This window comes from Burkholderia sp. WP42 (assembly GCF_000745665.1).
GTDB classification, from domain to species: Bacteria; Pseudomonadota; Gammaproteobacteria; order Burkholderiales; family Burkholderiaceae; genus Burkholderia; species Burkholderia vietnamiensis.
The window spans coordinates 1-20435 of the sequence record NZ_JQJT01000016.1; the positions used below are offsets into that span (position 1 = coordinate 1).

18 protein-coding genes are annotated in these 20435 nt (G+C 68.0%); 5 read left to right on the plus strand and 13 right to left on the minus strand.

Going from position 1 to position 20435, the window contains the following annotated elements; all coding sequences use genetic code 11:
- Nucleotides 1-414: 414 nt before the first annotated feature.
- Genes EX20_RS09100 through phnS form a run of 7 tightly spaced genes read right to left on the minus strand, consistent with a single transcriptional unit; the run spans nucleotide 415 to nucleotide 7706 of the window.
- Complete coding sequence (locus EX20_RS09100) at nucleotides 415-966, minus strand: phosphonate degradation HD-domain oxygenase (RefSeq protein ID WP_034193339.1); 552 nt, start codon at nucleotides 964-966, stop codon at nucleotides 415-417.
- A gap of 4 nt (nucleotides 967-970) precedes the next feature.
- Nucleotides 971-2425 carry a phosphonoacetaldehyde dehydrogenase gene (gene phnY, locus EX20_RS09105; protein WP_014724066.1) on the minus strand — a complete coding sequence of 485 codons (1455 nt, stop codon included), beginning with the start codon at nucleotides 2423-2425 and terminating at the stop codon, nucleotides 971-973.
- Entirely contained in the window at nucleotides 2422-3732 is a 1311-nt protein-coding gene (phnA, locus tag EX20_RS09110) for a phosphonoacetate hydrolase (protein ID WP_034193340.1), read from the minus strand. The genes phnY and phnA overlap by 4 nt, the downstream gene beginning before the upstream one ends.
- On the minus strand, nucleotides 3729-4589 hold the full coding sequence (gene phnV / locus EX20_RS09115) for a 2-aminoethylphosphonate ABC transport system, membrane component PhnV (RefSeq protein WP_034193341.1): 861 nt from the start codon (nucleotides 4587-4589) through the stop codon (nucleotides 3729-3731). The genes phnA and phnV overlap by 4 nt, the downstream gene beginning before the upstream one ends.
- Nucleotides 4579-5499: a 2-aminoethylphosphonate ABC transporter permease subunit gene (phnU, locus tag EX20_RS09120; protein WP_034193342.1), complete on the minus strand. Its 921-nt coding sequence runs from the start codon at nucleotides 5497-5499 to the stop codon at nucleotides 4579-4581. Before phnU ends, phnV begins: the two co-directional genes overlap by 11 nt.
- Nucleotides 5477-6580, minus strand: a complete 1104-nt coding sequence (gene phnT, locus EX20_RS09125) for a 2-aminoethylphosphonate ABC transport system ATP-binding subunit PhnT (RefSeq protein ID WP_034193343.1) — start codon at nucleotides 6578-6580, stop codon at nucleotides 5477-5479. The genes phnU and phnT overlap by 23 nt, the downstream gene beginning before the upstream one ends.
- Nucleotides 6581-6614: 34 nt before the next feature.
- Entirely contained in the window at nucleotides 6615-7706 is a 1092-nt protein-coding gene (phnS, locus tag EX20_RS09130) for a 2-aminoethylphosphonate ABC transporter substrate-binding protein (RefSeq protein ID WP_011880896.1), read from the minus strand.
- A 254-nt stretch (nucleotides 7707-7960) separates the two neighbouring features.
- Between phnS and EX20_RS09135 the strand changes: the two genes are divergently transcribed.
- On the plus strand, nucleotides 7961-9070 hold the full coding sequence (locus EX20_RS09135) for a 2-aminoethylphosphonate--pyruvate transaminase (RefSeq protein ID WP_034193344.1): 1110 nt from the start codon (nucleotides 7961-7963) through the stop codon (nucleotides 9068-9070).
- 89 nt (nucleotides 9071-9159) lie between these two features.
- On the opposite strand, the gene EX20_RS09140 is transcribed toward EX20_RS09135, so the two are convergent.
- Genes EX20_RS09140 through aroQ form a run of 3 tightly spaced genes read right to left on the minus strand, consistent with a single transcriptional unit; the run spans nucleotide 9160 to nucleotide 11844 of the window.
- Nucleotides 9160-10494 carry an MFS transporter gene (locus EX20_RS09140; protein WP_011880898.1) on the minus strand — a complete coding sequence of 445 codons (1335 nt, stop codon included), beginning with the start codon at nucleotides 10492-10494 and terminating at the stop codon, nucleotides 9160-9162.
- A 43-nt stretch (nucleotides 10495-10537) separates the two neighbouring features.
- Nucleotides 10538-11392, minus strand: coding sequence for a shikimate dehydrogenase (locus EX20_RS09145; protein ID WP_014724070.1), 855 nt, complete (start codon nucleotides 11390-11392; stop codon nucleotides 10538-10540).
- Complete coding sequence (gene aroQ / locus EX20_RS09150) at nucleotides 11389-11844, minus strand: type II 3-dehydroquinate dehydratase (protein ID WP_034193345.1); 456 nt, start codon at nucleotides 11842-11844, stop codon at nucleotides 11389-11391. Before aroQ ends, EX20_RS09145 begins: the two co-directional genes overlap by 4 nt.
- Nucleotides 11845-12097: 253 nt before the next feature.
- Here aroQ and EX20_RS09155 point away from each other — a divergent pair, with 253 nt between their 5' ends.
- A complete protein-coding gene (locus tag EX20_RS09155; protein WP_034193346.1) occupies nucleotides 12098-13990 on the plus strand; it encodes a bifunctional sugar phosphate isomerase/epimerase/4-hydroxyphenylpyruvate dioxygenase family protein in 1893 nt (630 codons plus the stop codon).
- 305 nt (nucleotides 13991-14295) lie between these two features.
- Complete coding sequence (locus tag EX20_RS09160; protein WP_011880902.1) at nucleotides 14296-14559, plus strand: hypothetical protein; 264 nt, start codon at nucleotides 14296-14298, stop codon at nucleotides 14557-14559.
- Between the two features lie 73 nt (nucleotides 14560-14632).
- Here EX20_RS09160 and EX20_RS09165 read toward each other — a convergent pair whose 3' ends face one another.
- The gene (locus EX20_RS09165; RefSeq protein ID WP_011880903.1) at nucleotides 14633-15427 is read right to left on the minus strand and encodes an AraC family transcriptional regulator; all 795 of its coding nucleotides are present in this window, start codon (nucleotides 15425-15427) and stop codon (nucleotides 14633-14635) included.
- A 965-nt stretch (nucleotides 15428-16392) separates the two neighbouring features.
- Here EX20_RS09165 and EX20_RS09170 point away from each other — a divergent pair.
- Nucleotides 16393-17529 carry a branched-chain amino acid ABC transporter substrate-binding protein gene (locus EX20_RS09170; protein WP_034193437.1) on the plus strand — a complete coding sequence of 379 codons (1137 nt, stop codon included), beginning with the start codon at nucleotides 16393-16395 and terminating at the stop codon, nucleotides 17527-17529.
- A gap of 334 nt (nucleotides 17530-17863) precedes the next feature.
- Nucleotides 17864-19174, plus strand: a complete 1311-nt coding sequence (locus tag EX20_RS09175; RefSeq protein ID WP_014724073.1) for an MFS transporter — start codon at nucleotides 17864-17866, stop codon at nucleotides 19172-19174.
- 112 nt (nucleotides 19175-19286) lie between these two features.
- On the opposite strand, the gene EX20_RS09180 is transcribed toward EX20_RS09175, so the two are convergent.
- The gene (locus EX20_RS09180) at nucleotides 19287-19724 is read right to left on the minus strand and encodes a DoxX family protein (RefSeq protein ID WP_011880906.1); all 438 of its coding nucleotides are present in this window, start codon (nucleotides 19722-19724) and stop codon (nucleotides 19287-19289) included.
- A gap of 179 nt (nucleotides 19725-19903) precedes the next feature.
- Nucleotides 19904-20359 carry an RbsD/FucU family protein gene (locus tag EX20_RS09185; protein WP_011880907.1) on the minus strand — a complete coding sequence of 152 codons (456 nt, stop codon included), beginning with the start codon at nucleotides 20357-20359 and terminating at the stop codon, nucleotides 19904-19906.
- Nucleotides 20360-20435 lie beyond the last annotated feature (76 nt).

The window sequence follows — 20435 nt, forward strand, 5'->3', positions numbered from 1 at the left end:
TGTGAGACTCTTGATACTTTCGCTTTCTGATCCGAGGATCAGCTCGCTTCCATCAAGCGCCCACACTTATCGGCTGTTAATTTTTAAAGAGCATTTCTGCGAGGAACTTCGTGTTTCTCAGCAGCGCTGCGTTTTCAGCAGCAGAGAAGCGAGATTATGAACCGTCTTTCTTCACTCGTCAACAACTTTTTGAACTGCTTCGTTGTGACGGTGAGGGGTTCAGCTTCGTGTGCACCTGGGTCACTACATCCACCCAACCGCACCGCTTCCCTTCTTCTTCCGCGCCGCGTTTCCGGTAGCGCGAAAGAGGCGTGATTCTATGCAGCTCACGGCAATCGCGCAAGGGGTTTCGTGAAATATATAAAGCCCCGCACGCTACCGCGTGCGGGGCTTTATATACAAACAGTCGAGCAGTCAGCCCGTCCGCGCCTGGCGGGCCACGATTTCCATATAGTGATCAAGGCCCGGCGTGACCTTGCCCTGCTCCTTGGCCCTGTCGTCCCAGCGGCGCAGGCGCAGCGCATCCGCGGCGAACGGGCGCCGCAGGAATGCCGCCGCCTCGTCGTCATCGAAGATGCCGCCCTGCAGCGCGAGGCTGCGCACCGAATCCGCCGACAGGCCGTCGACGTAGCCCGCTTCCGTACGGCACAGGCAGCGCTTTGCGTCGACGTGCAGCCGGATCGGCTCCAGCACCGCGTCGCCGAACAGCGGCCGCAGGAACGGCAGCACGTAATACTGGTGCAGATCGTCGATGCCGCGTGCGCTCGGCGTGTCGCCCTGCCGGTTCAGCAGATGCCCGAGATCGTGGAGGAACGCCGCCGCGATCAGCGCGTCGTCCGCGCCGGCTTCCTCCGCCAGCAAGCCGCACTGCAGCGCATGCTCCAGCTGCGTCACCGGTTCGCCGCTGTACGCGACATGACCGTGCGCGCGATACAGCCCGTCGATCTCGTCCACGGTCAGTGCCATCCGCCTACTCCCACGGCAGCGAGAACGTCTTCAGGTTCGTGAAGCTCTTCATCGCCTCCTGAACGCCTTCCTTGTAGCCGAGCCCCGAATCCTTGATGCCGCCGAACGGCGACAGCTCGATCCGGTAGCCGGGCACCTCCCACACGTTCACTGTGCCCACCTTCAGTTCGTTCACGAACCGCACGACCGCCGCCGTGCTGTCCGTACACACGCCCGACGACAACCCGAACGCCGTGCCGTTGCTGATGCGGATCGCGTCGTCGATCGTGTCGAACGCGATCACCGGCGACACGGGACCGAACGTCTCCTCACGCACGATCGTCATCGACGGATCGACGTCGTCGAGCACGGTCGGTGCATACAGCGCACCGCGCCGAACGTTGCCCGTCAACAGCCGCGCGCCGTGCGCGACGGCTTCTTCGACACGCGCCTCGAACAGGCGCGCCGCCGCGGCGTCGATCACCGTTCCCATCTCGTTCGCGACGTCGAACGGATCGCCGTACTTCCACGCGCGCGTCTTTTCGACGAGCAGCTCGGTGAACGCCGGCGCGATCGAGCGCTGCACCAGGATCCGCTTGACCGCCGTGCAGCGCTGCCCGGAGTTACGGTACGAACCCACCACGGCCAGCGATGCGGCGCGCTCGAGATCCGCATCGTCGAGCACGATCAGCGGATCGTTGCCGCCCAGCTCCAGCACGATGCGCCGGTAGCCGGCCCGGGCCGCGATCGCCTTGCCGATCGACACGCCGCCCGTGAACGTGATCAGCGCTGCGTGCGGATGCGTGACGAGCTCATCGGCGATTTCGCGCGGGTCGCCGGTCAGCACCTGCAGCATCGGCTCCGGCAAGCCGGCTTCGTAAAGCAGATCGGCCAGATAGAACGCCGACAGCGGCACCTTCTCCGACGGCTTCACGATCACGCGGTTGTTGGTGGCGATCGCCGGCGCGATCTTGTGCGCGACCTGGTTCATCGGGTGATTGAACGGCGTGATCGCGACGATCACGCCGTCGAGCGGCTGCCGCTGCGAGAACACGCGACGCGCCTTGCCGTGCGGCGTCAGATCGCACGAGAAGCTCTGCGCGTCGTCGCGCAGCGCCTCGGCGGACGCGAACTTCAGCACGTCGGCGACGCGGCCGATCTCGTAGCGGGAGTCCTGCTTCGACAACCCGGACTCGAGCGTGATGAGGTCGGACGCCTCCTCGCAGCGCGCGCGCAGCAGCGCCGCCGCACGTTCGAGGATCTGCGAGCGCTCGTAGCGCGTGAGCGCGGGCCGATACGCGATCGCGTAGTCGAACGCGGCGCGCACGTCGTCGACGCTCGCCAGCGGCGCGGTCCCGACGCGCGTGCCGGTGTACGGATCGTCGATGTCGAACACGCGGGCGCGCGAGGCGCGCGTGCCGCACCAGCGCAGCGCCTCGGCGCGGAACGCCGGATGATCCTGGCGCGGATGAACGATCATGACGCGATCCGGTTCAGCACGAAATCGAAAACGTCGAAGTTGCGCGGACGGCGCGCCGGGTCGCGCGGCTCGATCCGGCGGTTGAAGATCAGCGGCACTTCCTGCTCGGACACGCCGCCATGCGAGCGCAGCGGCACGGTCAGGCCGGACAGGTCGTGCTCGCGCTCGCGCGTGCCGACGGCCGTGTCGCGGCGCGCGACCACCACGAGATCGCCGATCCGGTCGGCCGGCAGCTCGAAGCGCGCGGCGGCTTCCGCGTTGTCGAGCACGAGCTCGATGCCGTCGAGGTCGCCGATGCGCCACATCGCGTCGGTCCGGTCGACACCCGGCGCGAGGTAGACCGTCGCGAACGAGCCGAGCGCGCCGTGATGCACGACGTACGGGTCGGTGATCGGCAGGATCACGCGCGCGGACTGCGCGCCGAACCAGCGGTCGAACGCGTCCTGCAGATAGACCACGTTCGGACGGCCGGTGGCCGGATCGTGCTTCGCGTTCATCCCGTGGTCGGCCGTGAGCCCGATCGCCCAGCCGAGCGCGTCGAGTTGCGCGAGATAGCGGTCCATCATCGCGTAGAACGCGTTCGCGCCCGCGCTGCCGGGCTCGCACTTGTGCTGCACGTAGTCGGTGGTCGACAGGTACATCAGATCGACCTGCCGCGTCTGCGCCAGCCGCACGCCGGCCGCGAACACGAATTCGGACAGCGCCGCGCTGTATACATCGGGTGACGGCAGGCCGACCCAGTCGAGCACGTCGACGATGCCGTTTTCCGCGAGATTGGCCTGGGCGGCCTTCTCGGCGGAAAAGCAGATGCCGTTCATCCGCCAGCCGAGCAGCCGGCGCAGCTTGTCCTTCGCGGTGACCACGGCCACGCGCGCGCCGGCGTCGGACGCCGCCGCGAGCAGCGTGCCGGCGCGCAGGTAGGACGGATCGTTCATCATCACTTCGGCGCCGCGGCCGCCGTCGGCGGTCGCGTCCCAGAAGTAGTTGCCGCAGATGCCGTGCACCGACGGCGGCACGCCGCAAACGATCGACAGGTTGTTCGGGTTCGTGAAGGTCGGCACGACGCTGTCGGCGCGCCACGCGGTGCCTTCCGCGATCATGCGGCCGAGGAACGGCGCGACGCCGGCCGCCACCGCGCGCTCAAGATAGTCGTACTCGCAGCCGTCGACGCAGACGACGACCGTCGGCTCGACCGGCAGCCGGTAGCGCCGGCCGTTCACGTCGACGTGACGCGCCGCGAGATCGGCCGACAGGTTGCCGGCACGCACGTGCTCACCGGGCAATCGCAAGGAGAATGCGGCGTTCATGATGCAGCCCTCGTGCCGCGCGGCACGCGCGCGGCGATCAGCAGCAGCGCCGCGAGCGACGCGCCGAGCATCAGCAGCGACAGCGCCGATGCGGGAAGGTAATAACCGCGCTCGACCTGGCCGATCACGACGATCGGCACGGTCGCGAAACCGGGCGGATAGACGGTCAGCGTCGCGCCGAGCTCGCCGAGCGACAACGCGAAGCCGAGCGCGAGACTCGCGCGCAGCGCCGGCACGAGCTGCGGCAGCAGCACGCGGCGCAGCACCATCGCGGGCGGCGCGCCGAGGCTCGCCGCGGCTTCGCGCAGCACGGTCAACTCGGGGCGCAGCGCGGCGGCCGCGCAGCGATAGCAGAACGGCAGAATCAGCGCGAGCTGCACCAGCACGACGATCGCGGCGGAGCTCGACAGGTCGAGCGGCTTCTGGTGGTACGCAATCAGCACCGCGAGCCCGAGCACGACGCTCGGCACGCCGTTCGGCACCATCACGAGCGCGTCGACGACGGCGCCGACGCCGCGTCGGTCGCGCCCTTGGAGCGCGAGCGCGAGCCATAGGCCGACGATCGTGCCGAGTGCGGCCACGCCGAAGCCGATTTCGAGGCTCGTCAGCAGCGCGTCGTATTCCGGCGCGCCGAGCCGTTCGAACCAGCGCAGGCTGTAGCCGGCCGGCAGGATCGTACCCGACCACCGCGTCGCCACGCTCGACAGCGCGACGACGACGACCGGCAGCACGAACAGCCAGAAGCACGCGAACGCGGCCAGCGCGAGCGCCGCGCGCGATGCATGCTTGAGCAGCGTGTCGCTCCAGTCGGTCCGGCGGCGCGGCACCGCTTGCCCGATACGGAATTCAGCGGACATCGTTTCCTCCCGTCGCACGCCGGTTCACCCGGCGATAAACCGCATAGAGCGCGAGCGACAGCGCGAGCATCACGACCGCGCCGGCCGACGCGGTCGGCAAATCGAGATCGACGGTCGCGCTGCTGTAGATGGCGACCGGCAGCGTCACCAGGCGCGCGCTGCCGAGCACGAGCAGAATCCCGAACTCGTTCAGCGTGAGCAGGAAGCACAGCACGGTGCCGGCCGCGATGCCCGGCCATGCGATCGGCAGCACGACGCGGCGCGCGAGCATCGTGCCGGACGCGCCGAGGCTGCGCGCGGCTTCGACGAGCCGCAGGTCGAGCGTCGCGAACGACGCGAGCGTCGGCCGCACGACGAACGGCGTGTAGAACACGGTCTGCGCGAGGATCACGCCGCCGATGCCGAACAGAAAATCGAGCGGCGGTTGCTCGAGATGGAACAGCTGCTGCAACGCGACGCCGATCGAGCCTTGCGAGCCGTACAGGAAGATCAGCGTGAACGCGACGAGGAACGACGGGAACGCGACGTACAGTTCGAGGAAGCGCGTGACGAGCGACGCGCCCGGGAACGGCCTGAAGAACAACAGCGCGGCCAGCAGCACGCCGAGCACCGACGCGGTGCCGGCGCTCGCGAACAGCACGCCGACGGTCGTCAGCAGCACGTTGCGCATCTCGGGATTGCCGAAGAAGGCGCGATACGCGGCAAGGCTCGGGCCGTGATCGCCGGAGACGCTCAGCAGCACGAGGCGCGCCAGCGGATAGACGACGAGCGGGCCGAGCACGACGGTCGCGAGCGCGACGAGGTGCAGGTCGCCCAGGCGCTTGCGGCGCCGCGCAACGGCCGCATGCGCGGCGGCCGACGCGCGCACCTGCGGCGGCAGCGCGGCTTCAGGGCTCGATAAGGACGACATCGTCTGCCTCGCAATGCAGGGACACGCGCGCGCCACGTGCCGGGGCCGCGCCGCGGCCGCGCTGCATCGTCACGCGCACGGGTTCGTCGGGCACCGCGTCGAGCACGACCGCGATCGACAGGTCCGCGCCCTGCCATTCGACCGACGACACCGTGCCGTGCAATCCGCCCGCCGCGAGCGGCATCACGGTCAGCCGCTCGGGCCGCACGCATGCGACCTTGTCGCGCACGTCGTGGCGCGGGTCGCCGAGCGGGAAGATCACGTGCGGCGGCAACAGGTTGGCCGGCCCGAGATAGCGCGCGACATAGCCGTCGCGCGGCGCGTCGTACAACTGCTGCGGCGTGCCGAGCTGCGCGATCCGGCCGTCGCGCAGCAGCAGCGCACGGTCGGACAGCACGAGCGCGTCGTCGCGGTCGTGCGTCACGCAGACGACCGTCAGGTTCGGCAAGCGCTCGTGCAGCGCCTTGAGCTCGCTGCGCACCGAGGCCCGCAGGTTCGCGTCGAGCGCCGACAGCGGCTCGTCGAGCAGCAGCACGTCGGGCTCGATCACGAGCGCGCGGGCGAGCGCGACGCGCTGCTGCATCCCGCCCGACAGCTGCGCGGGCAGGTGATGCCCGGCGTCGCCGAGTTGCACGAGCTTGAGCGCGTCGGCGACGCGGCGCGTCACCTCCGACGACGCCATGCGGCGCGCGCGCAGCCCGAATGCGACGTTCTCGAACACCGACAGATGCGGGAACAGCGCGTAATTCTGGAACAACAGACCGAGATTGCGCTTGTGCGGCGGCGCATGGGTCAGGTCGCGCCCGGCGACGCTCAGCGTGCCGGTCAGCCCGTCGGCCTTCACGAACCCGGCGATGAAGCGCAGCAGCGTGGTCTTGCCGCAGCCGCTCTTGCCCAGCACGGTCAGGAATTCTCCGGCGCCGATCGACAGCGACAGATCTTCCAGCACCGTGCGCGCGCCGTAGCGCACGCTCAGATGCTCGATCAGCACGCCACCCGGCGCGCCGGCGCGCAGCGTCGCACGCGGCTCGGCGGCGCCGAACGCGCCGGGATGGGTCAGGGTGGTGTCCACCGGGTTCATCCTCTCGGTCACGAATACGGGCGGCGTGCGTGCATCACTTCGGCTTGACGACGTCGACCGGCTTGCCGGAGCTGCCGATCACGTCCTTCTTCCAGCGCTCGATCCACACCGGCTTCTTCGCCATCACCTGGTTCCAGTCGACCGGGATCAGCTTGACGCCCGCGATCGCCTTCCTGACCGCGTCGCCGTTCTTGCCGGCCAGCGGCACGTCGGTACGGCCGGGGATGCCGTACATGTCCGGCACCTTCGCTTGCACGTCAGTCGACATCAGGTAGTCGATCAGCTTCTTGCCCGCGTCCTGGTTCGGGCCGCTCTTGATCAGGCCGATGCCGTACGGCAGCTGGAACGTGGTCGGCTGGTCGCCTTCCTTGGCGGCCAGGAAGATCGGCTTGACCGACAGCGCGCCGTGCTCGGCATCGTCGAGGTCCATCTGCAGGTCGCCGTTCGCGACGCTGATCTCGTTGCGCGACAGCAGCACGTTCAGATAGCCCGTGCCCTTGGTGTGGAACTTCACGCTCTGCGACAGCTTCGCGAGATAGTCGAACGCCTTGTCCTCACCCATCAGCGACGTCGTCAGGATCAGCACGGCCATCCCGTCGCCGGCGGTCGCCGGGTTCGAGTATGCGACCTTGCCGGCATAGCTCGGCGACAGCAGATCGGCGAACGTCTTCGGCTGGTTCTTCACGACGTCCGGGTTGATCGCGAACGAGAAGTAGTTGTTCACGAACGTCGCCCACGTGCCGTCCTCCGCCTTCGCGATCGCCGGCACGTTCTTGTAGTTGACGCTCTGGTACGGCTGCAGCAGGCCCATCTGGCCGGCCTGCTGGATGAACGGCGGCAACGTGACGATCACGTCCGCCTTCGGCGAGTTCTTCTCGATGTTCGCGCGGTTGACGACCTCGCCGCTGCCCGCCGTCACGATGTTGACCCGCACGCCTTCCTTCTTCTCGAACGCCGGCAGTACGTCGCGATAGAGGTTCTCGAGACCGTCCGCCGTATACAGCACGACCGCGTTCGCCGCATGCGCGGGCAGCGCCGCGCCTTGCAGCAGCCCGGCCGCGCACGCGGCCAGTGCGAGCTTGCGGAACGCGCCGGCAGCGGCGCGCGAGGAATTCTGCAGTGTCATCTCACTTCTCCGTAGGCGGAACACCAAACGGCCGGGGGACGATCCGGCTCCTTTTAGTCGACGCCGCCCGACAGCCGGCCTGCGTCGCTGCCGCGCTGCGTGGGATGGCGCGGCAAGCGAAGCATCACAGCGTTCGATGACAACCCCGTGACGACTGCCGCGAATTCCACAAAATGACATATTTTGCCAATATCCTGCAACTTGCCCCGACTTGCCATCCAGGCATTTCGTCCGATCCTTGCCGAGAATCCACCATGTCCGATCCGATCCTGCTCACGCCCGGTCCGCTCACCACGTCCGCCACGACACGCCACGCGATGCAACACGACTGGGGCTCGTGGGACGCCGCCTTCAACCGGCTGACGGCCGGCGTCTGCGCGGACTTGCTGGCGATCGCGGGCGGCGGCGACGCGTACGCGTGCGTGCCGCTGCAAGGCAGCGGCACGTTCGCGGTCGAAGCCGCGCTCGGCACGCTGGTGCCACGCGACGGCGTGGTGCTGGTGCCGCACAACGGCGCGTATTGCGCGCGCATCCTGACGATCCTCGGCCGGCTCGGCATCGACGCGATCGCGCTGCCGTTCGGCGAGGATGCGACCGTCGACGCGGCGGCGGTCGAAGCGGCGTTCGCGCGCGAGCCGCGCATCACGCATGTCGCGCTGGTGCATCTGGAAACGAGCGCCGGCATCCTGAATCCGCTCGACGCGATCGCGCATCTGTGCCGGCGGCACGGCAAGCGGCTGATCGTCGATGCGATGAGTTCGTTCGGCGCGCTGCCGATCGCGCTGGCCGACAGCGGGATCGACGCGTTGATCTCGGCAAGCGGCAAATGCCTGGAAGGCGTGCCGGGGATGGGCTTCGCGATCGTGCGGCGCGACGCGCTCGACGCATGCGCGGGCAATGCGCGGTCGCTGGCGCTCGATCTGCACGACCAGTACCGCTACCTGCACCAGACGGGCCAGTGGCGCTTCACGCCGCCGACCCACGTCGTCGCCGCGCTGCGCGCCGCGCTCGATCAGTATCTGGCCGAAGGCGGCCAGCCGGCGCGCGGCGCGCGCTATGCGGACAACTGCCGCACGCTGGTCGAAGCGATGCGCGCGCTCGGCTTCCGGCCGTTTCTCGATCCGAGCGTGCAGGCGCCCGTGATCGTCACGTTCCATGCGCCCGACCATCCCGCCTACGATTTCGGCCGCTTCTACGACGCGGTGCGCGACACGGGCTTCGTTTTGTATCCGGGCAAGCTGACGCAGGTGGACACGTTTCGCGTCGGCTGCATCGGCGCGATCGACGCCGGCGACATGCGCCGGGCGGTCGCGGCGATCGCGCGCGCCGTCGAGTCGCTCGGCATCGCGATGCAGCGCGCGTAGCGCGGGCGCACCGATGGCGCGCCAAATAAAAAACCCGGCGGCCGAAGGGACCGCCGGGCGAATGCACCGTGGGTGCGTGGAGCCGATGCTTACAGTTCGATCCGCTTGATGTCGCCGACGACGAAGATGTACGACAGCGCGCCGATCAGCGCGATCACGCCGATGAACACCAGCGCGCCGACGAACGAACCGGTCGATGCGACGATGAAGCCGACCACGAGCGGCGTGACGATCCCGGCCAGGTTCGCCGCGAAATTGAAGATGCCGCCCGTCACGCCGAGCAGGCCGTCCGGGGCGATGTCGGACACGAGCGTCCAGCCGAGCGCCGCCATGCCCTGCGCGAAGAACGCCACCGACATGATCGCGATCACCGCTTCGTTGCTCTTCACGTAGTTCGCGAGAATGATCGTCGAGGCGAGCAGCAGGCCGGCGATGATCGGCAGCTTGCGCGCGAGGTTCGCCGACTTGCCGCGGCGCAGCAGCCAGTCGGAGAAGATGCCGCCGAACATCACGCCGACCGACGCCGCGATGAACGGCATCACCGCGAAGAAACCGATCTTCAGCCAGCCCATGTGGCGTTCGGTCGCCAGATAGGTCGGGAACCAGGTGAGGAAGAACACGAGCGTCGAGTTGCCGGCGAACTGGCCGAGGCAGATGCCCGCGAGCTGGCGCTTCTTCAGCAGCCGGCCGGCCATCGCCCAGCTGAACCGCGTCTGCGCCGGCTTGCCGCCGTCCTTGCGGACGCCGTGCACGAGGCCGCCGCCCGCCTCGATGTACGAGAGTTCCTCGGAATTCGCGCCCGGATGGTTGCGCGGCTCGTGATAGAGCTTCCACCAGACCAGCCCGAACACGATCCCGACCGCGCCGACGACCCAGAACAGCGAGCGCCAGCCGAACGCGCCCATCAGCGCGAACAGCACCGGGCTGAAGAACGCGAGGCCGATGTATTCGCCGACCGTATAGGTGCCGGTCGCCATTGCGCGCTCGCTCTGCGGGAACCAGGTCGCGACGACGCGACTATTGGTCGGAAAACACGGCGCTTCGGTCACGCCGAGGCCGAGCCGGCACGCGAGCAGCGTCGCGACGCCCGGCACGAAGCCCTGCAGCAGCGTGCAGAACGACCACAGCGTCATCGACCAGTAATAGGTGATCTTGCTGCCGAAGCGGTCGAGAAACAGACCGCCCGGCACCTGCATCGCGACGTAGGTCCACGAGAACGCGGAGAACATGATGCCCATGACGGCCGCGTTGATGCCGAGCTCCTTCGTCAACTGCGGCGCGGCGACCCCGAGCACGGTGCGGTCGAGATAGTTGATCATCGTGCCGATCGCGAGCAGCGCGAGGATCTTGTAGCGCGCCGACGTCCGCCGGACCGTACCGGCCGCCTGCGCGGACGACGCGCTCGTGTGGGTGCTGTGCTGCATGGTTGTCTCCTGGTTTCTTTTTTCGTGCTGCTAAGTCGAAGGGTCAGCGCGCGACGAGCGACTGAAAGTGCTCGAACATCCGCTCGTCGTCGGGCGTGCGGCCGGTGAACAGCTCGAACGCGTCGACGGCCTGGTACACGGCCATCCCGCCGCCCGGCAGCGTCGCGCAGCCGGCCGCCCGCGCCGCGCGGATCAGCTCGGTTTCGAGCGGGAAATAGACGATGTCTGCCACCCACATGCCCGCGTGGAGCAGTTCGGCCGGCAGCGGCAGGCCCGGATGCTTGGCCATCCCGGTGGGCGTCGCGTGGATCAGGCCCGTCGCGGCGCGCATCGCGGCCGCGAGATCGTCGCCGGCCGCGACCCGCGCGGCCGGGAAGCGCTGCTGCAGCTCGCCCGCGAGCGCGATGGCACGCGCGCCGTCGACGTCGAAGATCGTCAGTTCGGCGGCGCCCATCTGCAGCGCCGCATGCGCGACGGCCGCACCCGCACCGCCCGCGCCCAGCTGCACGACGCGTGCGAGCGACGCGTCCGGCAGCCCGCGCCGGAACGATCGCGCAAAGCCCGACCAGTCGGTGTTGTGGCCGATCCGCTTGCCGTCCTTGAACAGCACGGTGTTCACCGCGCCGAGGGCGCGCGCGTCGTCCGACAACGCATCCAGATGCTCGATCACGCGCTGCTTGCACGGGTGCGTGATGTTCAGCCCGTTGTAGCCCATCTGCTGCGCGGCATCGAGCAGTTGCGGCAGCGCGTCGGCATTCACGCCGAGCGCGTCGAGATCGATGCGCCTGTATACATAGCCGTATCCCTGGCGGAAGCCTTCTTCCTCGTGCATCGCGGGCGACAGCGAACCGCCGATGCCCTGGCCGATCAGACCGATCAGAAACGATGGGCGGCTCATCGGGCGACTCCCTGCGCAAAAAGGGTCGCCAGGCGCTGCAGCGCGAACAGGTAGCCTTCGGTGCCACAGCCGCAGATCACCGCTTCGGCGACGGCCGACACGTACGAATGGTGACGGAACGCCTCGCGGCGATGCACGTTGGAAATATGTACCTCGATCACCGGCTTCGCGATCGCCGACAGCGCATCGGCCAGCGCGACCGACGTGTGCGTGTAACCCGCCGGGTTGATGACGATGCCGTGCGTGTCGTGACGCGCGGCGTGCAGCCAGTCGATCAGCTGATGTTCGGCGTTGGACTGACGGAACTCGAGTTCCAGCCCGAGCCGGTCGGCCGCGGTGCGGCACCGCTGCTCGACGTCGGCCAGGGTTTCCGCGCCATAGATATGGGGCTCGCGGGTGCCCAGCAGATTCAGGTTCGGGCCGTTCAGCACCAGCACCTTGTGCTTGCTCATGTCGGTTTTGCTCCAGGAACGGGCGGGCCGCTGATCGGGTCCCGCCTCTGACGTCAAGATTCGGCGCTAGTGTGCGCTTGCGCAAGCGCAAAGTCTTTGCGGGTTTTCGCTAATTTGTACCAACTAGTTAGTTTGTATAATTTCCGAAACTCCCATAGTAAATTCGGGAAATGGTGTTCGTCGCAAATTCCACGACTGGTTCATCCGGCTCGATGCGACGGGCGCCATGCCCGCCCTTCCGCAGGACTCGCCCATGCAGCGCTCGATCGCCACCGTGTCACTGTCCGGCACGCTTGCCGAGAAGCTCACCGCCATCCAGGCCGCAGGCTTCGACGGTGTCGAGATCTTCGAGAACGACCTCGTCTACTTCGATGGATCGCCCGCCGACGTGCGGCGCATGGCCGCCGATCTCGGGCTCGACATCGTGCTGTTCCAGCCCTTTCGCGACTTCGAGGGCGTGAGCCCGGCTCAGCTCGCGCGCAACCTCGACCGCATCCGCCGCAAGTTCGACGTGATGCACGCGCTCGGCACCGACCGCATCCTGGTATGCAGCAACGTGTCGCCCGACACGATCGCGGACGACGCGCTGCTGGTCGACCAGCTCGGCGCGCTCGCCGAGGCCGCGCGCGCGGCCGGCGTGGTCGCCGCGTACGAGGCGCTCGCCTGGGGCCGCGTCGTGAAACGCTACGGCCACGCGTGGCAGCTCGTGAACGCGGTGAACAGCCCGCACCTCGGCCTCGCGCTCGACAGCTTCCACACGCTGTCGCTCGACGATTGTCCGGACGCGATCGCCGCCATCCCCGGCGAGCGGATCGCCTTCGTGCAGATCGCCGATGCGCCGAAGCTCGCGATGGACGTGCTCGAATGGAGCCGCCACTACCGGTCGTTCCCCGGCCAGGGCGACTTCGACCTCGCCCGCTTCACCGCGCGCGTGATCGAGTCCGGCTATACGGGCCCGCTGTCGCTCGAAATCTTCAACGACGGCTTTCGCGCCGCGCCGACCGCGATCACGGCCGCCGACGGCCACCGTTCGCTGCTCTATCTGGAAGACCTGACGCGCACGCGGCTCGCGCAGGAAGGGCACGCGCCGGCTGCCGGCCAGCCGCTGTTCGCGCCGCCGGCGCCGCCCGCGCACGTCGGCTTCCAGTTCATCGAATTCGCGGTCGACGCGCAGGCGGCCGCGACCCTCGGCGACTGGCTCGGCCGGATGCGGTTCCGCCTCGCGGGCCGCCACCGCTCGAAGGACGTCACGCTGTTCCAGCACGGCGCGGCGTCGATCGTGCTGAACGCCGAGCACGACTCGTTCGCGGATGCGTTCTTCCAGCAGCACGGGTTGTCGCTGTGCGCATCGGCGTTTCGCGTCGACGATGCGAAAGTGGCGTTCGAACGCGCGGCCGGGTTCGGCTATGCGCCGTTCTCCGGGCGCGTCGGCCCGAACGAGCGCGTGCTGCCCAGCGTGCAGGCGCCGGACGGCAGCCTCGAGTATTTCGTCGACGAGGCGCCGAACGCGCCGACGCTCTACGAGTCGGACTTCCTGCTGACCGACATCGACGGCCCGACCGAGGTCGGCCCGCTGACGGGCATCGACCACGTGTGCCTCGCGCTGCCGGCCGACGCGCTCGATACGTGGATCCTGTTCTTCAAGACCGCGTTCGGCTTCGAAGCGGAGCGCAGTTGGCTGGTGCCCGATCCGTACGGGCTGATGCGCAGCCGCGCGGTGCGCAGCGCCGACGGCTCGGTGCGGATCGCGCTGAATGCGTCGCTCGACCGTCATACGGCCGTGGCCGAATCGCTCGACCGCTATCACGGCACGGGGCTGAACCACGTCGCGTTCCGGACCGACGACATCGTCAAGACGATCGCCGCGTTCGCGGCCGACGGCGTGCCGTTCCTGCGGATTCCGCCCAACTATTACGACGATCTCGCCGCGCGCTACGCGCTGCCCGACGCGCTGATCGACACGCTGAGCGCTCACCATCTGCTGTACGACCGCGACGAGCACGGCGGCGAATTCCTGCATGCGTATACCGAGCTGGTCGACAACCGCTTCTCGTTCGAGATCGTCGAGCGGCGCGGCGGCTACGACGGCTACGGCGCGGCCAATGCGGCCGTGCGGCTGGCCGCGCAGGCCCAGCGCCGGAAATAGCGAAGCGGCGAGATTCCGGCTCGGCGCCGGATCGCATGATCGCCAGCGTGCCGCTGTGGCACGGCATACCACGGCCCGGCTCGGCGGCGCGGACTCATCTATGTGAGCAATACGGCGGCGGACGCCCGTCCGGCAAGGCCCGAACGCGCGCGCCCGGCGGCCGGCACACGGCGGCCGTTACGTCCAGTAACGGATGCGGCATCGCAGCATGAGCGGCCCGGCGGCAGTTTTAATAATCGCTTAAGTCTTCGACGGCACCATCCGCAACCAGTTACCCGATGGTCATCTCGAATAGGAGGACAGCGATGAGCGCCGTAGATGCACCCGCCGGCCGCCCGGCCGCCCCACCTGCGAAAAAGACGATGCTGCGCCGCTTGCTCAGCCATCACGAAATCGCGACGCTGCTCGTGCTGCTGCATGCGCCGATCGGCGCGAACGCGAAACCCGAATTGCCGGCGCTGCAGGAGGCTGGCCTCGTCGAGATGGTCAAGCTCGATCCCGATACCGCGCCGAGCTTCCGGTTGACCGAGGACGGCACGGCCGTCCTGAAAGGGCTTGGCTACCGCTGAGCCGTCAGCTTCCCCTTCCCCCACCCGCCCCACGCCCGTCATTGCGCGCCGCCGCCCCGGCGCGCGCGTCGTTTCAACCGGCGCGTTCCTGCAGCATCAGCCGATATTCGCTCGGCGTCACGCCGACGGTCGCCTTGAACTGGCGCGTGAACGCGCTGTGATCCGTATAACCGCATAGCGCCGCCACGTCGGTCACCTTGTCGTGCGTGACCAGCAACGCGGTGGCGGCTTCGAGCCGCGTCTTCAGCAGCACCTGGCGCGGCGTCAGGTGAAACACCTTGTGGAAGTAACGCTCGAGCTGCGCGACCGACATCCCGGCCATCTGCGCGAGCTGCTTCAGGTTCAGCGGCTGCACGTAATGATCCTGGATGTGCTGCACCACGTCGGCGAGCCGGCTGTAGGCCGGATGCGAACCTTCGTGCGCCTTCAGGTCGCGCGAGATGCCCGCGAGGCCGACCACCTTGCCGGACGCGTCGCGCAGCGGCTCCTTGCAGGTCAGGCACCAGCCCGGCAGCCGGCCCGGATACAGATGCAGCTCGAGCTGATCCATCAACTGCAGGCCGGCATTGATCGTCGCCATGTCCTGCTCGAAATAGGTGCGGCCGAAGCGGCGCGGAAACACCTCGTCGGTCGTCTTGCCGAGCAGGTCGCGCTTGTCCTTGTAGCCGCAGCGCAGCGCCAGCGTTCGGTTGACGAGCGCATAGCGGCCGCTCGCATCCTTCACGAAGAACGCGACGTCGGGCAGCGCGTCGAACACCGGCTCGAGCAGCCGGAAATGCGCGAGCATCGCGCCGAGATCGGCGTTGTCGGGCTGGTAGCGCAACGTATCGGACAGGCTCATGGGCGGTGCGGCAAGCAAGGTCGTCATCCCGGCGTCGGCGAAGGGGGTGGCTGATGGCGTCGATTATAGAAGCGGGCGGTCCGGCGCGGCGCAAGGTTCGCGGTGCGGTGGTTCTCGCGGTGGAGGTGATGGCGAGGGCCGGGGCGCCACGCTTCGCGTCGCGGAACGTTATCGCTACGGGATTGGCGGGTGGAGGGCGTGGGGCGGACTGTCGCCTGTCCGCTTGTCCGCTTGTCCGCTTGTCCGCTTGTCCGCCTGTCCGCCTGCCCGCCTGTCCGCCTGTCCGCCTGTCCGCCTGTCCGCCTGTCCGCCTGTCCGCCTGTCCGCCTGTCCGCCTGTCCGCCTGTCCGCCTGTCCGCCTGTCCGCCTGTCCGCCTGTCCGCCTGTCCGCCTGTCCGCCTGTCCGCCTGTCCGCCTGTCCGCCTGTCGCCCGTCGCCCGTCGCCCGTCGCCCGTCGCCCGTCGCCCGTCGCCCGTCGCCCGTCGCAATTCGCAAATCGCCGGTTGCAGGGAGCTCACAACGCGCCGAGCAGCAGGAGGTTGTACGCGCAACCGCTGCAAGACTCGCAAGGCCCTCATCGGCATCACACATCCCCCGACGCCGCCCCATCGCCACGCCCACCGCCGCCTGCAACCCAAACCCGCCATCCTAGGAACGACGACGTCCCGCGTCTTGGCCCGTCTGCGCATCACCCATGACGATTTCAGCATATATCAGGGTTATCTACGATATGCCGAAATCGTCGCGCGCCACGCATCGAACGCGCAAGACGCGGGAATTTTCACTATCTAGACTTTAATGAACGGTTACGAGACGTCCATCCGCCCCCCGCAGCCCACGCCGATTCCGGCACAGCATGCGCTGCGTGCCGCGCATTCGCATCGCCGTGGCGGCGCGTTCCGCACCACGCAGGGTCGAAACGTCTCGCCCGGCTTACCGCACCGGTCGAAGGGTCGGCCGCGGCCCAACCACGCCATCAAGGGGAAGTGAAAGTGAAGCTGAAGGTATCGCACGTCGCGCTGGCTGCCGCCTGCGCACTGTCGGGCGCCCACGCCCTCGCCGCCGACGTCGTCAAGATCGGTTTCGCCGCGCCGCTGACCGGGCCACAATCGAACTACGGCACCGACATGCAGAAAGGCGTGCAGCTCGCGATCGCCGATTTCAACGCGACGCATCCGACGATCGGCGGCAAGCCGGTGACGTTCCAGCTCGACTCGCAGGACGACCAGGCCGATCCGCGCACCGGCACGACGGTCGCGCAGCGGCTGATCGACGACAACGTCCGCGGGATCATCGGCCATTTCAACTCGGGCACCAGCATTCCGGCGTCCGATCTGTACGATCGCGCGGGCCTGCCGCAGATCTCGATGGCGACGTCGCCGCAGTACACCGCACGCGGCTACAAGACGACCTACCGGCTGCTGACGAGCGACGCGCAGGCGGGCCGCATCGTCGGCACCTATGCGGTGAAGACGCTGCGCTTCAAGCGCATCGCGATCATCGACGACCGCACCGCGTACGGCCAGGGCATCGCCGACGAGTTCGCGAAGGCCGTGCAGGCCGCGGGCGGCACGATCATCAAGCGCGACTTCACGAACGACAAGGCGCTCGATTTCTCCGCGATCCTGACCAACCTGAAGGGCGTCAATCCGGATGCGATCTTCTACGGCGGCGGCGACGCGCAATCGTCGCCGATGATCCGCAAGATGCGCCAGCTCGGCATCAAGGCGGCGTTCGTGACCGGCGAGATGTCGCGTTCGCCGACGTTCCTGAAGGTCGGCGGCGAAGCGGCCGAAGGCGCGATCGTCTACATGGGCGGGCTGCCGAAGGAGAAGATGCCGGGCTTCGCCAGCTACGCGTCGCGCTACAAGGCGCGCTTCAACGAGGACGTGATCACCTATTCGCCTTACTCGTACGACGGCACGATCGCGCTGCTCACCGCGATGAAGAACGCCAACTCGACCGATCCGAAGGTCTATACGCCGTATCTCGGCAAGGTGTCGATCAAGGGCGTGTCGGCGCCGAGCATCGCGTACGACGCGAAGGGCGACCTGAAGGACGCGCCGGTGACGATCTACAAGGTCGAGCATGGCGCCTTCAAGCCGGTCGACACGATCGCCGGCAACTGATTCGACGACATCCCCGCCCCCTGTCCCGCGCGGCGCGGCACGCTCCCCCGTGTGCCGCGCCGCGCGCCTTGCGGCGTCACGGCGTCCGAAGCATTCGTCGACACGCGCTCCGCGCACGCATTTCGCGCTCCTGTAGAATCCCCCCACCCGCTTTTGACGCTTCGTCTCCGCCGCACCCCATCCCGGTGCGGCGGCGCGTGCTCCGTGCCCTACCCGGCTTCGCACGCGTTCGACGACGCATGCCGCGCCAAGCCAGTCCATGCCAGTCCATGCCGATAGCGGGCCCTGGAGACGCAGCATCGACAACAACATTCGAAAACCGATCGCCCTGACCATGCAAGCATCTGAATTGAGCGGCGTGCCTCGCGCCGCCGAACGCGCGCTTACGCGCAGCGACTACAAGACCCTCGGCCTCGCCGCACTCGGCGGCGCGCTCGAGTTCTACGACTTCATCATCTTCGTGTTCTTCGCGCCCGCGATCGGACAGCTGTTCTTCCCGCACGACATTCCCGACTGGCTACGCCAGCTGCAGACCTTCGGCATCTTCGCGGCCGGCTATCTCGCGCGCCCGCTCGGCGGCGTGATCATGGCGCACTTCGGCGACCTGTTCGGCCGCAAGCGGATGTTCACGCTGAGCGTGCTGATGATGTCGGTGCCGACGCTGCTGATGGGGCTGCTGCCGACCTACGACACGATCGGCATCCTCGCGCCGGTGTTGCTGCTGCTGTTCCGCGTGCTGCAAGGCGCGGCGGTCGGCGGCGAAGTGCCCGGCGCATGGGTGTTCGTGTCCGAGCACGTGCCGTCGCGCCACATCGGCTATGCGTGCGGCACGCTGACCGCGGGCCTCACCGCCGGCATCCTGCTCGGCTCGCTGGTCGCGGCGGCCATCAACAGCCGCTACTCGGGCGCCGAAGTGACCGCGTTCGCGTGGCGCATTCCGTTCCTGCTCGGCGGCGTGTTCGGCCTGTTCTCCGTATACCTGCGCCGCTGGCTGCACGAAACGCCGGTGTTCGCGGAGATGAAGGCGAAGAAGGCGCTCGCGGCCGAGATTCCGCTGAAAGCCGTGCTGCGCGACCACGGCCGCGCGGTGATCGTGTCGATGCTGCTCACCTGGATGCTGTCGGCGGCGATCGTCGTCGTGATCCTGATGACGCCCGCGCTGCTGCAGAAGCAGTTCCATCTGGCGCCCGCGACCACGCTGTTCGCGAACAGCATCGCGACGCTGTGCCTGACGGCCGGCTGCATCACCGCCGGCTCGCTCGCGGGCTGGATCGGCGCGAAGCGCGTGCTCGGCATCGGCGGCCTCGTGCTCGCCGCGTGCTACTACCTGCTGTTCGCGCAGGTCGCCGCCGACGCGTCGACGCTGCCGCTGTACTACGGGATCGCCGGCTTCACGGTCGGCACGATCGGCGCGGTGCCGTTCGTGATGGTGCGCAGCTTTCCCGCGGTCGTGCGCTTCTCGGGCATCTCGTTCTCGTACAACGTCGCGTATGCGATCTTCGGCGGCCTCACGCCGGTGATCGTCTCGTTGATGATGAAGTCGAACCCGCTCGCGCCGGTCGCCTACGTCGCGGCGATCTGCGTGCTCGGCGCGATTGCCGTGCAGTTCTCGAAGGATGCGAAGGAGCTGACGGACGCTCGCTGAGCGCCGCCTGCGCGCCTAGCAGATGAACGAAGGGCCGAATCCCGCGACCTGCGGGATTCGGCCCTTTTGCGTTGTCAGCGCGTGCCGCGCACGTCGGCTGGATCAGTTCCGCTCAGCGCAGCGCGCCGTACGACGAACTCGGCCGGCGCAGCGCGTCGATGCTCGCGCCGCCCGCGCCCGTCACGAACAGCAGCAGAAAGCCGCCGGCGATCGCGACGTTCTTCCAGAAGTGGATCACCATGTCGTGCTGGAGCGTGGCGTTGGTCGCGTCCCAGAAATTGTGCCCGACCATCGCGGTCGCGATCGTGTAGCACGCCATCAGCAACGCGAGCGGCTTCACCTTGTAGCCGACGATCAGCAGCAGGCCGCCGAGCGCCTCGATCGCGACGATCAATGGGCCCGTCACCTGCGTATACGGCACGTTGAGCGCGTGCAGATAGCCGATGAATTCGCCGTAGCCGAGCAGCTTCATCACGCCGCCCCACAGAAACAACGCCGCCAGCGCCAGGCGTGCGAAAAAAATGACGCCGGAATCGACGGAACGCGTCATGCCTCTCTCCTCGTATGCAGTTCGGCCGTCCGCACGGGCGCACCCGTGCGGTTCGAACCGCGCGGCCGAGCGGGGCCGGCGGCAAATGGGCCAGCATAGAGGGTCTTGTGGCCGTGTCCAAGAAAAAGGTTGTAGCAAATCTTTACACTGCAGCCCTTACCGTCGAGGCGGGCACGTCGCTAGCCGGCGTCGCTCAGCAGCACGCCTTTCTTGAAGATGAAGCAGCCGTAGCCGCGCAGCTCGCCGGTGACGATCACCGCGTACGCGCGCTGCGCGCGCTCGTAGAACGCGAAGCGATCGAGGCCCGTGAGCGGCACGGCGCGCGCTTCCGCGCGATCGATCTCGGCCTGCACCTCGCGTTGCACGGGCGGCACCGCGGCCGGATCGCCGACTACTTCCATCCGCCATGCCGGCGTGTCGACGAACGTGTCGAGCGGCAGCACCGACAGCACCGCGCGCGCGACGCGCGCCGAGTCGGCGCCGTCGATGCGCAGCGCGCGGCCGACCACCGTGTGTTCGGCGACGGACTCGGCCGGGAAATTCGCGTCGCAGATCGCCACTTCGTCTCCGTGGCCCATCGCGCGCAGCGCGTGCAGGATGTCGGCGTGCAGCAGCGGATCGAGATTCTTCAACATGTGAGCAAGTCTCCGGGATCAGGAACGAACCGCATAACGTTACCCGATCCCGGGCGCCGCGGGCGACGCGTCATGC

Excerpts from the sequence above, each read along its gene's own strand:
- EX20_RS09100 (WP_034193339.1), bottom strand. The coding sequence starts at position 966 with ATGGCACTGACCGTGGACGAGATCGACGGGCTGTATCGCGCGCACGGT.
- EX20_RS09185 (WP_011880907.1), bottom strand. The coding sequence starts at position 20,359 with ATGTTGAAGAATCTCGATCCGCTGCTGCACGCCGACATCCTGCACGCG.
- phnA (WP_034193340.1), bottom strand. The coding sequence starts at position 3,732 with ATGAACGCCGCATTCTCCTTGCGATTGCCCGGTGAGCACGTGCGTGCC.
- EX20_RS09175 (WP_014724073.1), top strand. The coding sequence starts at position 17,864 with ATGCAAGCATCTGAATTGAGCGGCGTGCCTCGCGCCGCCGAACGCGCG.
- EX20_RS09160 (WP_011880902.1), top strand. The coding sequence starts at position 14,296 with ATGAGCGCCGTAGATGCACCCGCCGGCCGCCCGGCCGCCCCACCTGCG.
- EX20_RS09140 (WP_011880898.1), bottom strand. The coding sequence starts at position 10,494 with ATGCAGCACAGCACCCACACGAGCGCGTCGTCCGCGCAGGCGGCCGGT.
- EX20_RS09135 (WP_034193344.1), top strand. The coding sequence starts at position 7,961 with ATGTCCGATCCGATCCTGCTCACGCCCGGTCCGCTCACCACGTCCGCC.
- EX20_RS09165 (WP_011880903.1), bottom strand. The coding sequence starts at position 15,427 with ATGACGACCTTGCTTGCCGCACCGCCCATGAGCCTGTCCGATACGTTG.
- phnT (WP_034193343.1), bottom strand. The coding sequence starts at position 6,580 with ATGAACCCGGTGGACACCACCCTGACCCATCCCGGCGCGTTCGGCGCC.
- phnY (WP_014724066.1), bottom strand. The coding sequence starts at position 2,425 with ATGATCGTTCATCCGCGCCAGGATCATCCGGCGTTCCGCGCCGAGGCG.
- aroQ (WP_034193345.1), bottom strand. The coding sequence starts at position 11,844 with ATGAGCAAGCACAAGGTGCTGGTGCTGAACGGCCCGAACCTGAATCTG.
- phnV (WP_034193341.1), bottom strand. The coding sequence starts at position 4,589 with ATGTCCGCTGAATTCCGTATCGGGCAAGCGGTGCCGCGCCGCCGGACC.
- EX20_RS09180 (WP_011880906.1), bottom strand. The coding sequence starts at position 19,724 with ATGACGCGTTCCGTCGATTCCGGCGTCATTTTTTTCGCACGCCTGGCG.
- EX20_RS09155 (WP_034193346.1), top strand. The coding sequence starts at position 12,098 with ATGCAGCGCTCGATCGCCACCGTGTCACTGTCCGGCACGCTTGCCGAG.
- phnS (WP_011880896.1), bottom strand. The coding sequence starts at position 7,706 with ATGACACTGCAGAATTCCTCGCGCGCCGCTGCCGGCGCGTTCCGCAAG.
- EX20_RS09145 (WP_014724070.1), bottom strand. The coding sequence starts at position 11,392 with ATGAGCCGCCCATCGTTTCTGATCGGTCTGATCGGCCAGGGCATCGGC.
- phnU (WP_034193342.1), bottom strand. The coding sequence starts at position 5,499 with ATGTCGTCCTTATCGAGCCCTGAAGCCGCGCTGCCGCCGCAGGTGCGC.